The organism is Candidatus Njordibacter sp. Uisw_058, from assembly GCF_047730065.1.
Taxonomy (GTDB): Bacteria; Pseudomonadota; Gammaproteobacteria; order Pseudomonadales; family Balneatricaceae; genus Njordibacter.
Map to the genome: position 1 here is coordinate 2,174,799 of NZ_CP159829.1, position 13,518 is coordinate 2,188,316.

Sequence of the window (13,518 nt, forward strand, 5' to 3'; positions counted from 1 at the left end):
TATGATAGTTCAAACCAACCCCCCATGCCGCTGAATACGTAACCCCATCTCACTTGTCCAACGTAATTGCGACCCTAACGACAAGTCCGATTACACTACTAAATACTAGAAACCAAAAAATAATCTTCGTTCTTGGGAGGGTATAGTATTTCTTACTCATCAATCTGCGCACAACCCAAACTCCCCATATACCTGTGATAAAACTAAAAATAACAGCTAGTGCATCAATAGTCATAATATCTCTTGGATCCAAGTCCAAATATCCACCACCCATTAAAAATACTAACAAGCCAGTTACAAAGCCCTTAAAGCCATAGTTCAGCAGCAAAAATGTAGCTATGATGGCTATAGTTTTAATAAAAAAACCTATGAGGATAGATGGGTATTCCCAAACTGATCTCATGATCGTTTTGAGTTTAATGCTTAAGCTTCCACTTTTGTTCATCTTTTGCCTACTTTTAATTTTACAGTTTCACCTCTGCACACTTCACCCTAAACCCAAAGATGTATTAAAGGTATTTCACTTAAGGCCAAACGCAATAAAGACAAAGACACTGAGCATAAAATAATTAACACTATCAAGGATCGATTAATGCCAGTCCTTTCTTAAACAATCGATAATCCTCTTACCGTTTTAAGGGTTCCTGTGAATTCTCTATTTACAGTCCCATCAAAATTGTAAGCAACCCAAATACTTTCGTTCTTACTATTCTTGACTACCCCTTGCTCAACCCAAGTTACCTTTCCAGTAAATGGAATGTCAGCATGTTCACACCACTCCCTGCTCCATTAGAATTTATTAATATTGATTTTTGAGGCAATTTCTGTTATTATTGTTATTCAGTTTATCGCTGGGATTGAGCTTAACACATCAGATTAAGCGAAGAAAACAGCACTCTGAAACCCATTCCGCCAATAGTTGTTGTTGGTTCTTGGCACTTAGGAATGGTTCATATAAACCGACTACACAAAAGCTGTTAATCCTAAAGTTCGTTATCTATGGGCTACAATTTATGCCGCATTATTACACACATTCTCTTAAGACATTATCATCCAACAATGCTCTTGATGACCTGACTCTGTTTTAGTCTGTGACATCATATTCATACTGGGCAGCCTTCTCTGCTCTTACATTAGAATAAATTCCTTTAGTCACCTCATGGCTAACATTTTGTTGAACGCACCCTTGACTCCACCTATTTTTTTTTGATATTGCTAAAAAGGATCTACTTTTATCAAGTAAGGACTCATGCAGTTGATGAATGCAAAAAACGATCACTCAGATTAATGAAACTCATAAGGAAAACTTTGGAAGGCTAATTATTATTCAACTATTAAAGGAGGCATCAACCAATACCGATCAATCATTTGTAGCAATAAAGTTGAGTTAAACACTTTTAATAATTGAGGAACAGGTATGCATTTAGATCAAGCACGGGGAATGCTAGTTGGACTTGCGGTAGGTGATGCACTAGGTGCACCATTGGAATTTACAGAGGCTAGAGAGCCTGATAACTACCTCACTCAAATGGTTGGAGGTGGCACTCACTCTACTGCAATAGGTGAATGGACAGATGACACCAGCATGGCATTGGCTATCGCAGAGTCCTATCAAAGCACATCTGAGTTCCAAGCTGATCGCATCCAACGCTCTTTCAATGCTTGGCTACGTGATGGTGCTTTCACCTGGCGTGGAAAGTGCTTTGATATTGGCCACACCACTCTTTCAGCATTGAATACTGCTGAAAAGCATGGCTACCATAATCCTTATGCTGGCAGCATGAACAAATATGGGAAAGGTAATGGCGCATTGATGCGGATGGCACCAGTAATCATTGCTAACCATAACAATAGGGATAAATGTATTACAGAGGCGATACAACAGACGTTACTCACGCATGGTTCAAATACCTGTGTGGATTATAGTGTTGCGCTTGCATCAGACTTATTTGCCTGTGGAGAGTTAGACAAATATGAAGACTTGGATCTTCCCAATTTGAGACTTTCTAAAAATACTGACCGACATAAGGTGATGTCTGGTGGTTATGTTAAAGAAACCTATGAATGCGCTTGGTGGGCTATAGAGAATACCACCAACTTTGAGGATGCTGTCATCCTTGCAGTGAACCGAGGTCATGATGCAGATACGGTAGGTGCTGTTACTGGGCAACTTGCTGGGGTCAAATATGGTTACGACTCAATCCCAAAACGCTGGGTAGAAGTGCTGAAAATGCATGACAATATTATGGATGCTGCAGACTGCCTTTACCACCTTGGGAATGGATTTGGTGTTATGCCCAATCGCCAAGAGATTGAGTCTGTGCTCGCATTTATTCCACAATTAACGCTGCCTGATTTTAAGCCTATTATTAGTTGGATTGGAGAAGAGTCTTATCCAATATATCACTCAGCGATGATAAATCTTAATCGGGAAATTGATAAGCCATGCTGGAGTGGTGATGGTAGCTTTGGCTATAGTGATCAATCACAAGACGCACTTAAAAAAGGGAGTCTAAAAGATATAGTTGATTTTTTTAGTCGCTATCGCAGGGGGACACAGTGGGGTGGCGATAGATGGCAAGCTGATGTATTTGAAAAAGGGGATGTAATGGCAGCTTTACTGAGGCTTAAAGAGTTCTCCTATGATAGAAACTCACCGACCACAGCCAGCATAGCCTTAAGGTAAAACGATATTTGAGCACAAGCTTATGTGACCCGTTTGATAAACCTTTAAGAATTTAATGAGAGGACAAATTTTATGAGAGAACCATTTACATCTGCCCAATTCTGCCGCAATAATGCGTCCAAATACCTGTTCCAAGCAGACGATTCTCAGTTGATAGAGTGGGCAATAACTGATGGAATCATAGTCAAGGTCGGGGAGGATGCCTACGAATATCCTGAGTATGTAATGAGTGAGCAGGATATAATTTGGCACAATGAGATGCTGGCGTATAAGCCACCAAAAAGAAAGCTCCCTTGACAAGAACTAGGTGACTTGCTTAATCAGTTTGATATTAGAAATAAGGGGGCTTGGATGTTGATGATAAAATGTATAAATATCATAGCCTTAATTGGATTTTTGGGCTTTCCTGCTAATGCGCAAGCACATGGCGGACGACTAAACTCTGGGGGCTGTCACAATGATACCAAGGCTGGGACATATCATTGCCACCGTTCGAGCACTAAGTTCATAAATAATAGCGCTCCATCTAATAGCTACAACCGAGATAACTGGAAGTCTGACTCATCAGCATCGTCAATCTCAAACTCAGTATTAGGCTGGTATACAGGTATAAACGGTAGACCCACTGATGTAGATCATGTCGTGGCATTAAAAGATGCATATCTGTCAGGAGGTAAGGACTGGAGTCCTTCTCAAAAGAGAGCTTTCGCAAATGATCCATTGAATCTCGTTGCAGCAGTACCGTATGTCAATCGAACCCTAAAAAACGACTATGTGCCTCTAAAGTTTATAAATAGGCTACAAAACTCACACTATGCCTTCGCAAATGGAAAGTGTGTTGAGTATGTTGGCCTATATGTTCAAGTGAAGAAAAAATACGGGTTGAGCTTTATTCATAACAATATTAGCGAAGCTAAATTCATGTGCCAATGAGTCATCTTTTATCCAGATACTACTTACTAAAGACTATAGGTTTATTTTGGCAAAGTGCCATAATTCCAACGCTTCTTAAGTGTTGGGTAAACATAGCCTTCAACTAACTGACGTTGTTTTTTGTAAATTGCTTTGCTAGAAGTAAACACGTCTACTAATCTTACTGCGTACTCACATTCGTTAACTGAAGCGTGCTCTTTTAATTTGGCAAAGCGTGACTGGAATTGAGCATTCGAGAGTAAAGTAGATTTTTCAATTCTAGCAGGTTGCAACAATGAATCCCAATCAGCTTTATTTTTCTCTATATTTTCAAAGTTGTTTGTAACAAATATAGCATCATCATAAAGTGCAACGTTGTAAATGTAATCGGGGTTCCGAAGGCTTTCTCCCCAACAGGCTTTAGGTCCGTCTCCGTCACCTTCATTGGCACCACACGTCGCTAAACATTGCTTGCCTTCTTCAAATGTTAAGTTTTCATTCGTCGCAATGAAAGAGGCAAGTTCTCGAGCCTTTCTAACGTTTTCATTCGTACCAGCTTCAGTCAAAACTAAACGTTCGGCCAGCCAATTCACATCTTTTTGACGGCTGACTAAGCCTTGATTTTGGAGTTCTGATAATGTGCGTTTTATTTTATCAATGGCCTGATGTTCTGGGGTGTCTTCCTGGTAAGACTTGGATAGTGTATCTGCCTGTTCGTTGATCTTAGATTCTAGTATTAAGATTGTATCGGCCTGTTTGTTGGTATTCGACTCTAGTAATAAGAGTGCATTCTCCTGTTTGTTGGTATTCGACTCTAGTAATAAGAGTGCATTCTCCTGTTTGTTGATCTTTGACCCTAGTAATAGAAGAAGCAGGAATAGAATAACAAGCATAATTTCGGCCATCGTAAAGCCCAAAATTTGACCTTTTCGATACTCCTCAGTTTGATGTTCAATTTGTCCCTTACTCACCAAAACCTGCCTGGTTTTTTCTTAGTATCAAGAACTGAACCAGCACCAAGTCCAAAAGCAGGGTCTGTGTCTTTTGATGCATTGTTATCAGTTTTTAAACTGCCTTCTATAGGTGGTGTTTTATAGTCTAGGGTGCTGATTTCACCCGCACTCTCTTTTAGAGATTTGACATGTTCGACTATTAAATCAGCCTGTTCATTTAATTTCCCATCAAAGTTTTTGGTGGACTTAAGTACAGCGTCTGAACCTTCCTCAAGCGCTTTACGATATGTGTCTTTCATTCCAATAAACTTATTCTGAAGGGCTTTTATTTCATCTGCAGCAGAGGTCATTGAAACTATTTGTTTGTCAATAACAGCTAATTGTTTTTTTATTCCAGTTTGAGTCGACTTAGCCACCTCCGACATACTTTGAGAACTTGTGGTAATTGTCTCAGCATGCTTTGAGGCGGCAAGAGCTGATGACGATAGCTTAGTAGAAATTGATTCAGTAAATTCAACTAAAGCTGCCTCAACATTTTTCAGTGAGGTCGTATCGAGCGTTATTGTTTCAAATTGAGAAAGAGATTTCTTAACTGCTGCTGCAGTATCTGCCAAAGCCTTTTGTTCAGCCTGAGTACCTTCCGTAAAGGCTCGACTAGCAGTTTCGATTTCCGAGACCATTTTTGCTATCCGAGTTTCTATCGCTAAGCTACTAACTTCTACTTGTTTGTCCAGTATTACTATGCGGTCATCTAAAATCACATGAAGCCCTTCCGCAAAGGCTGAGTGCGCTGCAGCCACACTGCCGACTGCTTCTTCTGTAATTTGAGCCATTTGTCTGTGAAGAGATCCAAACATTTCAACACTTGTAAATATTTGACTCCGCAGTTGCATAGAGGCTTCTCGCAATGATGCATGCATATCCCGTTCGACTCCTACCAAATCTTTACGGAATTGACTTATGACACTTCTTATAGCAATACCTAAAACTGTAGAAATAAGTGCAGTGCCAAAATTTGACACAATAAAGCCGTCATCAGCGTTCGAGCTAAATTGCGTTAACGTAATTAGTAGACTCACTAATGTCAGTATAAACCCAAGATAGTATGCATTATCTCCAATCTGGTCTCGCCGAAGCTCTAGTCGAGGCAGAGTCAAAGATACAAATGTATATCCAAGTAGAACTAAAAAAGGAATAAGAATAATGACAAACGTGGGGAATAACATCCACTTTGATATGCCTATTAGAATCGTACCTATTACTCCAAAGAATATAAATGCCCAAGGGGCCAGATCTTTACTGGCAATTTGAGAAATCTGGAAATCGTTGCGGCTCATAATAATGGCTCCATTGCAGATCCATTAGCAGCACCTTTATTTTTCAAAAAGAGCGACCAAAAACGCACTATATCTCCTCTCGTACCCTTTGGAAACGATCTGGCTACAATTAAAATCTCAACAGTTATACCGTCCAACCGCATAATACCTTCACCGCTTTTAGTACTGATTTCATTGAAGTTTTTGTATGAGGGCTTTTCTTTATAAAATGAATAGAGACCAGTGTGTTGAATCATATCAGATACAATAATCAGCCGTTTTTCTCCCGTATTAGTGTTTGCCTCAAAGCTCTCAATAATAGCACTCTGCATAGATTCAATAAGTGGTGAAGTACTACTTGATTTAGCCTCAATAAGATTGTCAATTTGGAGTTTTAAAGGCTTCAAAAAACGTTCTTTATACTGCTTTATAGAGTAATTTTTATTTCCGGTTATAGAGCTCACATCTTTACCAGTCGAAGGTTTGCAAATATGGACTATCGGTTCAATATGGGATTCGTTTCCAGATTTAATTGAGTATAAATTAATCAGTGAATTTTCTGGCGCAGAGGATAGGATTTGATTTATTTTAATAGTAGCCTGGCGCGCAGCTCTTTCAGGTAGACCGTCGGTCGCATCTATGAGAATTGCAATAACGTCCGAAGGTTTTTGGTCGACTTGGCAGAGCGTATTGGGGTCAATCTCTATTTTTATTGTTGACATGCCTTTGTATAATAGAGTGCTGATAGCAAAAAGAGCACCTAGTCCAATTAATACAGCTACCAATTTACCAAAAGTAAACTCCCCTCGTTTAGCATTCCGCCGTTTTTTATTACGACTCATTAAGAGCCCCCACCGTTGTTAAAGTACCTTGTTCAATATCATCAAGTTTATCAAAACTCTCAATAGCGGCATTATACTCAGAATAAAATGTGTCTAACGCACCATCTAAGGCCAATTTTCCAGCCTCTACTTTCTGTGATAGCTCGTCTAAGTTAACAGATGCGATGTCATCAGCATGGTCTACTATGGACAGAGTTAGTAACATTGAGAAACATTCAGGGGTGTCATCCCTGCATGATAAATTAGCATTTCTATATCTTTCTAGGATTTGTTTGAAGTACCTTCTTGAATGTTCAGAGAACATCTCATAGTCCTTTAATAGCGCTTTGCGTAAACCAAATACTGCATTTACTTGACCGTATCGATCTGAAAGATCATAGCGCCCCTCTTTGACATCTTGTTCCCCGCTCGTTCTGAATTCTTGAATTTCACTTATAATGTCAGCTTTGGTATCAGCATATTCGATACGAGCATCAAGTAATGCTCTGGCAACGGCACCATACCCTGGGATGCTGTCATCCATTGAGTGGGCATCAATAACCGAAACAATCCAAAGTAACCACCCCATTAGAAATAGCACCCAACTTTGAAATTCTTTGAGCGCAAAAGGAGTATCCATAAACTGAATCATTGCTAAACTGCCGGCCTCACTAAAAAGATCAGCACCAGCCATATCGCGATAATGAGCCACTGCAAGATTAGCGAAACCTGATAGTCCTAAAAACACCATTAAAGTTAAAAATGCTGGAACGCTTAATTTTATTTTCCTGCAAAACATGTAAGGCGTAACCATTCTTCCAATTAAAAATGCTGAACCAACGTTTACTAACGCAATCCCAAATGACTCAGCATAGGCCCCAACTACGCCCCCTAAATGCCCAACTGACAGAAATATAGAATTGGCTATAGACTCAAATAAAAATATTAATATCAAAAAAGCCTTTCGGAAATAAAGGCTTGTTGACGTTGGATAGGTCGCTGAGCGACGGATATTATGTTCTTCTTTGAAAAACCGAACGTCATTGAATTTATCTTTAACAGTTTCACTACTATTTTGTAGGTCGTTTAAGCCAATTACAACTTTGGCTTTGAAGTCAGATACAGTGCTTCGAGTAGCATCTCTAATTCCATCCAAAAAACTTGATATATCAAAAGAAAGAATTCGTTGATTGTAGGATGCAAGCGCTTCGTTAACATCTTGGGATGTCTTGTCACATAATTCCTGAAATGTATGGAGTATTTTTAGTTCCACGTCATCTGACATTAGGCTGTCACTAGCTGGAATACCTTGTTCTCCATGCTCCCTACCATATTTAACTGGTTGTAAGCTAGCCTCTAAGGCTTTGTAGTCCAGTTTGGGAACGAGGGATGAACCAGCCTGAAATGGTATGTTTTTTGTTAACAGGGCAGATATTGATTCTTTAAAAGCTGTTGTTTTCGACATATTTAGCGCTGGTTACCCCAAGAAAAATAACATGATAGTTTTGAATTTTTTGCTGTTCCTAGCAGTTAGTTGGCCAAGCTATTTATTAGCTTTTTCAGTAACTTATACAGACAGTTATAATTAAAACTGCATAAAATGGCAAATCAATTTGACCGAATGCAATAAAGAGGAAATCCAAAACTATTTTATTTGTTGATTGTTAATTTTTATTTTTAGTACTCATAACCCCTCAATACTACTTTTATAGGATGGTTATAGATATAAGAATATTTCTGATTTACGCCTTACAATAGTTTCTAAGCAGAGCTAATGTACGTTGAGTGCGTTGCAATGTTAGATGAGCGAACGCAGTCCTCAGATGGGCTGCAAGGTGCTTAATCGATGTTGGAAGAAGGCAGACGTTGAATACTTTATTTTTGAATAATGAAAAATCATCTGCCCATAAATACTAATAATATCAATGAAAAAGAGCGAGATTACTATGGAACAAAACATGGGAATAATCACTTTAAAAAATGTGGCCACAATTTTTAGCAGCGCCAATGACTCTACTAATGCAATACGGATGATAATGCCTTGCTATGAAATGTATGTGACCGACTCTGAAATTAATGACTATATATTGGATAAAACAGTTAGGCACTTTAGAAGTAAGGGCAAACTTAATGGCGTGTATAATTTAGGGCATGAATTAGAATTAGTTCTAGAAGATCACAGTGAAATACGCGAAATCTTCCCGTTTTAATTATCTAGCTGGCGTTTAACAAATCCAGATAATCATGTTGCTCAGTCCTGCGTTTTTTAGGCTGACTATATCGACTTCCTGTAAGCGTGGCTGTAGCATTTCCTATAATTTTTAGTCATCGTAGGCATGTTCTGGTCAACCTAGACAGGACACTTTTATTTGAGAGTTTTCAAAGTGCACTGGCGACTAAATAGCTATGATTGCTACTCAAAACTAAAATGACCAAATGCATGTTACCCAGTTTAAGATTACTAGAAACCTAATGGCGTTTAGTATAGTCTGAATTTAAGGGATTACTTGGTGGTTGCCTTTTTTTGACTAGAGCCAAACTCAGAATTCTTCCTGTATCAAATATGATCTTTTGGAAGTAGTATTCATAAGGTGGATGCGATAATGACTTGGTGATTATTGCCATGCTAGGAATGGCCACCCACGACTATTTTTTTACAAGTGGCTCAATCTAAATCAAGAGCTTATGCTGCACCAACTTTATCATTGGTTAGAACTGATATCTGTTTGGGTAATTACATGTATGTTTAAGAAAATAAAATCAAAGTTTGCGATTGGTAGGCTTTCGGAAGAGCTTTTGTATGAGAAGGTTTTAAGTGAGGTTCAATCGGGAATAAAGAGACCTGGTATATGGGGAAAAGCCTTGGCTGACTCTAATGGGGCTGAGGATATGGCATATAGCCTTTACCTTAAATACAGAGTCCAATCATTAAAAGATGAATCGGAGCTTGCTGAAATAATAGCCAGTGAAATACCGAAAGGTTCAGCGATTCATCAAATGAGACAGGTTACGAAGTCTGACATAATAGCCAATAAAACTTCGGGTGTAAGAACTCCCTATTTCTTTGATTACAGAGGTGTGACAGTCTACAGGCAGGAAAAGACATGGTTTGTTGGGGGAGATTCGTTCCCGTCACAGGACGAAGCAAAACGTTACATAGATTCGTTAGGTGACTGAATGTCAATGTAACCAAAACCAGTGGTATGGGGATTGAATTGAAAGAGGTGAGCATAGCAATGCTTACTAATTTTCTAATTGAATCATCGTTACTCGCATCATCTCTTTTGAACATAACTCCAAAAACGAAAGGTGACTTCAGAACAACAGATTATTTACATAACGGGCCGTGGTGGCGATGCTAACAAAGGTTTAGGTGGTTACCTAAAAAGTTTTTCAGCGCCAGAAATCGGCTTTCTCGCCAGGTACCGGTGTTCCCTGGAGCCAGCCTAATTTCTCGACGGTCTCTCGACCACCAGCAACTTCAAGTGACATTTGTTGTTTGTCTTTTGCACGACGGTCTTCGGATTCGGGGTCGCAAATGTTGCAAAGGATAGCTTCATATTCTTCTATAATCTCACGATAGTTTGGGTTCATTCCGAGATCCTTCAGTTCTTCAGGATCAGAATCAAGGTCAAAGAGCTCAGGAGAATATCCAACGTAATAGATAAATTTATAATGACCACGGCGGATCATATACGACGCGCTTGGGCTGCCCATCCCATGATACTCGGAGAAAACGATCCGTTCTAAGTCGTCCGGTTTATTGGCCAAAGAGAACAACGAACGACTCAAACTATTAAAATCACCACTTGCTGTATCAATTCCGACGCCGTCCAAGACTGTTGGTGCAATATCTAGCAACGAACAACCCGTTTTAGAGACACGCCCTTTTGGGATTCCTGGTCCAGTAACGATCATCGGAATTTGGGCGGCTTCCTGATACATATTACACTTATTCCAGAGCGTCCGGGCACCAAGGTTATCACCATGATCGCTCACAAAAATGATGCGTGTCGTATCCATCAGATCAGAATCCTCAAGTGTTTTTAAAATGAGCCCAATATTATAATCGGTGAAGCTGCAGAGGCCATAATAGTTGCGTAATGCTAACAGTATCGCCTCATCATCCATAAAATCTGCATCATTAAGCGTATTACGTAACTGTTGAATCCAAGGATGAAGAGGGGCGTCCAGCATCTTGGGCATCGCAATGTCTGCATACTCATACAGCTCAAAAAATTTGACTGGTGCGTTCAGTGGAGGGTGCGGACTTACTTGAGAAACGAACAAACACCAGGGTTTATTTTCTTGAGGAGCTTGGTCCTGTAACCAAGCGCAAGCTTTTTGGGTTACTAAAGTGTCATAATCTGTTTTGGCTGAACCACCCGGCCCCAACGTTTCAAACAATTTACTTTTGTTTCGGCCACTAGGAAGTGGTGAACGCACTAGGCTTATTAGATCGCCACCCGCTTCTGGAACATGCATTGGCATGATTTGCTTCGAGAATCCGGTTTCGTCTGCTTCATTCCTATAATGGAGTTTACCAATCGACACGGCGCTATGACCCGCCTCAACGAGATGGTGACCCCAACTCATAGTATGACCGGTGTAGGGGTGACATCCATCCCAGGTGTTGAGTTCGTGCACGTGCCGACCGGTTGCCATGGTGGCACGTGCAGGTACACATAATGGCGAAGGTGTATATGCATTATCGAAACGTACTCCCTGGTTTGCTAGGCGATCGATATTAGGTGTTTTGATAATATCGTTACCATAACATCCGAGGACCTTTGTCGTTTGTTGGTCAACGCACAAAATTAGAACGTTTGTCGGTGTCATAGGCATTATTCCCAATTAGATTTTGACATACTATTTCTGAGGGTATCGCAGCCAATTAGGCGCTTTCTTTCGTTTCTAACTCACGCGCGAGTTCCATACCGGCTTCATACGTACGTCGACTTTGATCCCGACTATGGGCCATGTATCGGCCACATGAGACGCTTGCCAATTGTGAATCACGTTGTTTGATTGATTTGACGATTTTGACTCTGCCCTCAATGGCTTCTTTATTTAAATGTGTGAGTTCAAAGAGGGAAGGGAATTGTGCCAGGCAATCTATCCTAAATAAACGATGCTGAGCATGTAAATTTAAATAAATGTCGGCTAGACATTGGTTCTTTGTGGATTCAAGAAGCAATGTGTGAAACTCGAGTCCAACGTCCCAAATATTCGTTACATCCAGCGAACTATTTGCTTTGTGCATTTCATCAAATAAATTTTCTAATTTTGTTATTTCTTGTTCGGTCGCTCTTTCTGCTGCCAGCAAGCCGACTTGCTTTGCCAGCGAACACCGCACTTCAAAGACCGCCATAATTTCATCGATGTTAAACTGGCGCACATAGCTGCCGGACTGTACTCTAGCCATCAAAAACCCCCGCTGTTCTAGTTGCCGGCATGCCTCGCGGACAGGGCTGCGACTGATATCAAGTTGTTTGGCTATCCGGACTTCATTCACTTTATTTCCAGGCAGAATTTGACCAGAAAATATCATATGTTCCAAATGCCTCCTTACAAGACTTGGCAGACTTTGTGCTCGATGCATCTCGATGTCACTCTTGGTATCTTCGGGCATAGGTTTTCACTCCAATAAAACTGATTGCTTGCAATATTATAGTATAGAGAGTTAAAGTCCAATATAATAATGTCGACATAATTATATAAATCGAATATAATTTTGTCTATCAAACAAACGGTCGCCAACAGAGCGTCCAAAAATAACTAAAAAATCATGCAAGGGAGTAATGAAATGACACGATTTATCAAAATTGCATCTGTTTTCGTACTGGCCGTGAGTTTGGCTAGTACAGCCACTGCTGAATACCCGGAAAGGGAAATTCAGTTAATTGTGCCAACCAGCGCTGGTGGTGGATCAGACAAAACTGCTCGGGTTTATGCGAAGTTTGTAACAGAATATCTCGGACAGCCGGTAGTAGTTGTCAATAGGCCCGGCGGCGGCGGTGCCATTGGAATCACGGCTGTCTTAAATGCAAAACCAGATGGCTACACAATGGGCCAGCTTATGTTACCGGAAATTGTGTCAAGACAGTTTGATAACCCCACTGCCCAGTTTGGTGCGGATTCATTTGACTATATTGGAAAATCCGGTATCGACAATCACATCTTCGCCGTGCGTAACGATAGTAAACTCCAAACATATCAAGATATGGTTGCCTTTGCTAAAGCCAATCCGGGCAACCTTAGTTGCGGAGTTACCGGTGTCGGAGGAGGCCCACAACTGGCGTCCCTCAGATGGCAAAAGTTAGCGGGTGTCGAGCTCAACCTCGTAAGTTTCAAAGGCGGTGGTCAAATCCGTGGAGCACTGCTTGGCGGACACATCGACATGCTGTGTGCAAATACAGGAGCTGTTTCGAAAGTTCTCAAAGAAGTTCGTATTCTCGCCCTTTCTGCTGACGAGACGCATCCTAAATTTCCAAATGTACCAACATTAAAAAGCTTAGGTATTGACCTAGCTGTTGGTACGGAACGCATACTTGCTATGCCTAAGGGGACCCCCACAAAGATCCTCGAAAAACTACGTGCCGCCCATCAGAAAACATTAGCAAACCCCGAATATCAAAAAGCGGCAAAAAAGGCTAAGGTGACTATTGATACGGCATCGCCCGAGAAAATAGCTCAGATGCTTAAGTCTGAAGAAAATGATTATCGGGCGTTGTGGGCAGCAAGTCCCTGGATCCAAGACCGTTAGGTTACAACAACCTCATTGAAGGCGGTGCAAACTATTTGCTGTGCCACCTTCAATTTATCTTTTG

General features: G+C 40.5%; 12 protein-coding genes. 5 read left to right on the forward strand and 7 right to left on the reverse strand.

Annotated elements, in window-relative coordinates; translation table 11 throughout:
* Window positions 1–49 precede the first annotated feature (49 nt).
* Window positions 50–445 carry a hypothetical protein gene (locus ABXT59_RS10145; protein WP_443635996.1) on the reverse strand — a complete coding sequence of 132 codons (396 nt, stop codon included), beginning with the start codon at window positions 443–445 and terminating at the stop codon, window positions 50–52.
* 972 nt (window positions 446–1,417) lie between these two features.
* Here ABXT59_RS10145 and ABXT59_RS10150 point away from each other — a divergent pair.
* The gene (locus tag ABXT59_RS10150; RefSeq protein WP_443635997.1) at window positions 1,418–2,686 is read left to right on the forward strand and encodes an ADP-ribosylglycohydrolase family protein; all 1,269 of its coding nucleotides are present in this window, start codon (window positions 1,418–1,420) and stop codon (window positions 2,684–2,686) included.
* A gap of 351 nt (window positions 2,687–3,037) precedes the next feature.
* On the forward strand, window positions 3,038–3,619 hold the full coding sequence (locus ABXT59_RS10155) for an HNH endonuclease (RefSeq protein WP_443635998.1): 582 nt from the start codon (window positions 3,038–3,040) through the stop codon (window positions 3,617–3,619).
* Window positions 3,620–3,660: 41 nt separating this feature from the next.
* Here the strand turns inward: ABXT59_RS10155 and ABXT59_RS10160 are convergent, their stop codons facing one another.
* The 4 genes from ABXT59_RS10160 to ABXT59_RS10175 are packed head-to-tail and all read right to left on the reverse strand — an operon-like array spanning window position 3,661 to window position 8,153.
* A complete protein-coding gene (locus tag ABXT59_RS10160) occupies window positions 3,661–4,569 on the reverse strand; it encodes a hypothetical protein (RefSeq protein WP_443635999.1) in 909 nt (302 codons plus the stop codon).
* Complete coding sequence (locus tag ABXT59_RS10165; protein WP_443636000.1) at window positions 4,566–5,888, reverse strand: hypothetical protein; 1,323 nt, start codon at window positions 5,886–5,888, stop codon at window positions 4,566–4,568. The genes ABXT59_RS10160 and ABXT59_RS10165 overlap by 4 nt, the downstream gene beginning before the upstream one ends.
* Window positions 5,885–6,709, reverse strand: coding sequence for a hypothetical protein (locus ABXT59_RS10170; protein ID WP_443636001.1), 825 nt, complete (start codon window positions 6,707–6,709; stop codon window positions 5,885–5,887). Before ABXT59_RS10170 ends, ABXT59_RS10165 begins: the two co-directional genes overlap by 4 nt.
* Window positions 6,699–8,153 carry a hypothetical protein gene (locus ABXT59_RS10175; protein WP_443636002.1) on the reverse strand — a complete coding sequence of 485 codons (1,455 nt, stop codon included), beginning with the start codon at window positions 8,151–8,153 and terminating at the stop codon, window positions 6,699–6,701. The genes ABXT59_RS10170 and ABXT59_RS10175 overlap by 11 nt, the downstream gene beginning before the upstream one ends.
* 493 nt (window positions 8,154–8,646) lie before the next feature.
* Here ABXT59_RS10175 and ABXT59_RS10180 point away from each other — a divergent pair, with 493 nt between their 5' ends.
* Window positions 8,647–8,898 carry a hypothetical protein gene (locus tag ABXT59_RS10180; RefSeq protein WP_443636003.1) on the forward strand — a complete coding sequence of 84 codons (252 nt, stop codon included), beginning with the start codon at window positions 8,647–8,649 and terminating at the stop codon, window positions 8,896–8,898.
* A gap of 532 nt (window positions 8,899–9,430) precedes the next feature.
* A complete protein-coding gene (locus ABXT59_RS10185) occupies window positions 9,431–9,865 on the forward strand; it encodes a hypothetical protein (RefSeq protein ID WP_443636004.1) in 435 nt (144 codons plus the stop codon).
* A 216-nt stretch (window positions 9,866–10,081) separates the two neighbouring features.
* Here ABXT59_RS10185 and ABXT59_RS10190 read toward each other — a convergent pair whose 3' ends face one another.
* A complete protein-coding gene (locus tag ABXT59_RS10190) occupies window positions 10,082–11,527 on the reverse strand; it encodes a sulfatase-like hydrolase/transferase (protein WP_443636005.1) in 1,446 nt (481 codons plus the stop codon).
* Window positions 11,528–11,582: 55 nt separating this feature from the next.
* Window positions 11,583–12,320: a GntR family transcriptional regulator gene (locus ABXT59_RS10195; RefSeq protein WP_443636006.1), complete on the reverse strand. Its 738-nt coding sequence runs from the start codon at window positions 12,318–12,320 to the stop codon at window positions 11,583–11,585.
* A gap of 174 nt (window positions 12,321–12,494) precedes the next feature.
* Between ABXT59_RS10195 and ABXT59_RS10200 the strand changes: the two genes are divergently transcribed.
* The gene (locus ABXT59_RS10200; protein WP_443636007.1) at window positions 12,495–13,454 is read left to right on the forward strand and encodes a Bug family tripartite tricarboxylate transporter substrate binding protein; all 960 of its coding nucleotides are present in this window, start codon (window positions 12,495–12,497) and stop codon (window positions 13,452–13,454) included.
* Window positions 13,455–13,518: the final 64 nt, after the last annotated feature.

What these genes read in the sequence shown, in the direction of transcription:
- ABXT59_RS10195 (WP_443636006.1), bottom strand. Translation starts at nt 12,320, where the DNA reads ATGCCCGAAGATACCAAGAGTGACATCGAGATGCATCGAGCACAAAGT.
- ABXT59_RS10200 (WP_443636007.1), top strand. Translation starts at nt 12,495, where the DNA reads ATGACACGATTTATCAAAATTGCATCTGTTTTCGTACTGGCCGTGAGT.
- ABXT59_RS10165 (WP_443636000.1), bottom strand. Translation starts at nt 5,888, where the DNA reads ATGAGCCGCAACGATTTCCAGATTTCTCAAATTGCCAGTAAAGATCTG.
- ABXT59_RS10155 (WP_443635998.1), top strand. Translation starts at nt 3,038, where the DNA reads ATGTTGATGATAAAATGTATAAATATCATAGCCTTAATTGGATTTTTG.
- ABXT59_RS10180 (WP_443636003.1), top strand. Translation starts at nt 8,647, where the DNA reads ATGGGAATAATCACTTTAAAAAATGTGGCCACAATTTTTAGCAGCGCC.
- ABXT59_RS10190 (WP_443636005.1), bottom strand. Translation starts at nt 11,527, where the DNA reads ATGACACCGACAAACGTTCTAATTTTGTGCGTTGACCAACAAACGACA.
- ABXT59_RS10145 (WP_443635996.1), bottom strand. Translation starts at nt 445, where the DNA reads ATGAACAAAAGTGGAAGCTTAAGCATTAAACTCAAAACGATCATGAGA.
- ABXT59_RS10170 (WP_443636001.1), bottom strand. Translation starts at nt 6,709, where the DNA reads ATGAGTCGTAATAAAAAACGGCGGAATGCTAAACGAGGGGAGTTTACT.
- ABXT59_RS10175 (WP_443636002.1), bottom strand. Translation starts at nt 8,153, where the DNA reads ATGTCGAAAACAACAGCTTTTAAAGAATCAATATCTGCCCTGTTAACA.
- ABXT59_RS10150 (WP_443635997.1), top strand. Translation starts at nt 1,418, where the DNA reads ATGCATTTAGATCAAGCACGGGGAATGCTAGTTGGACTTGCGGTAGGT.
- ABXT59_RS10185 (WP_443636004.1), top strand. Translation starts at nt 9,431, where the DNA reads ATGTTTAAGAAAATAAAATCAAAGTTTGCGATTGGTAGGCTTTCGGAA.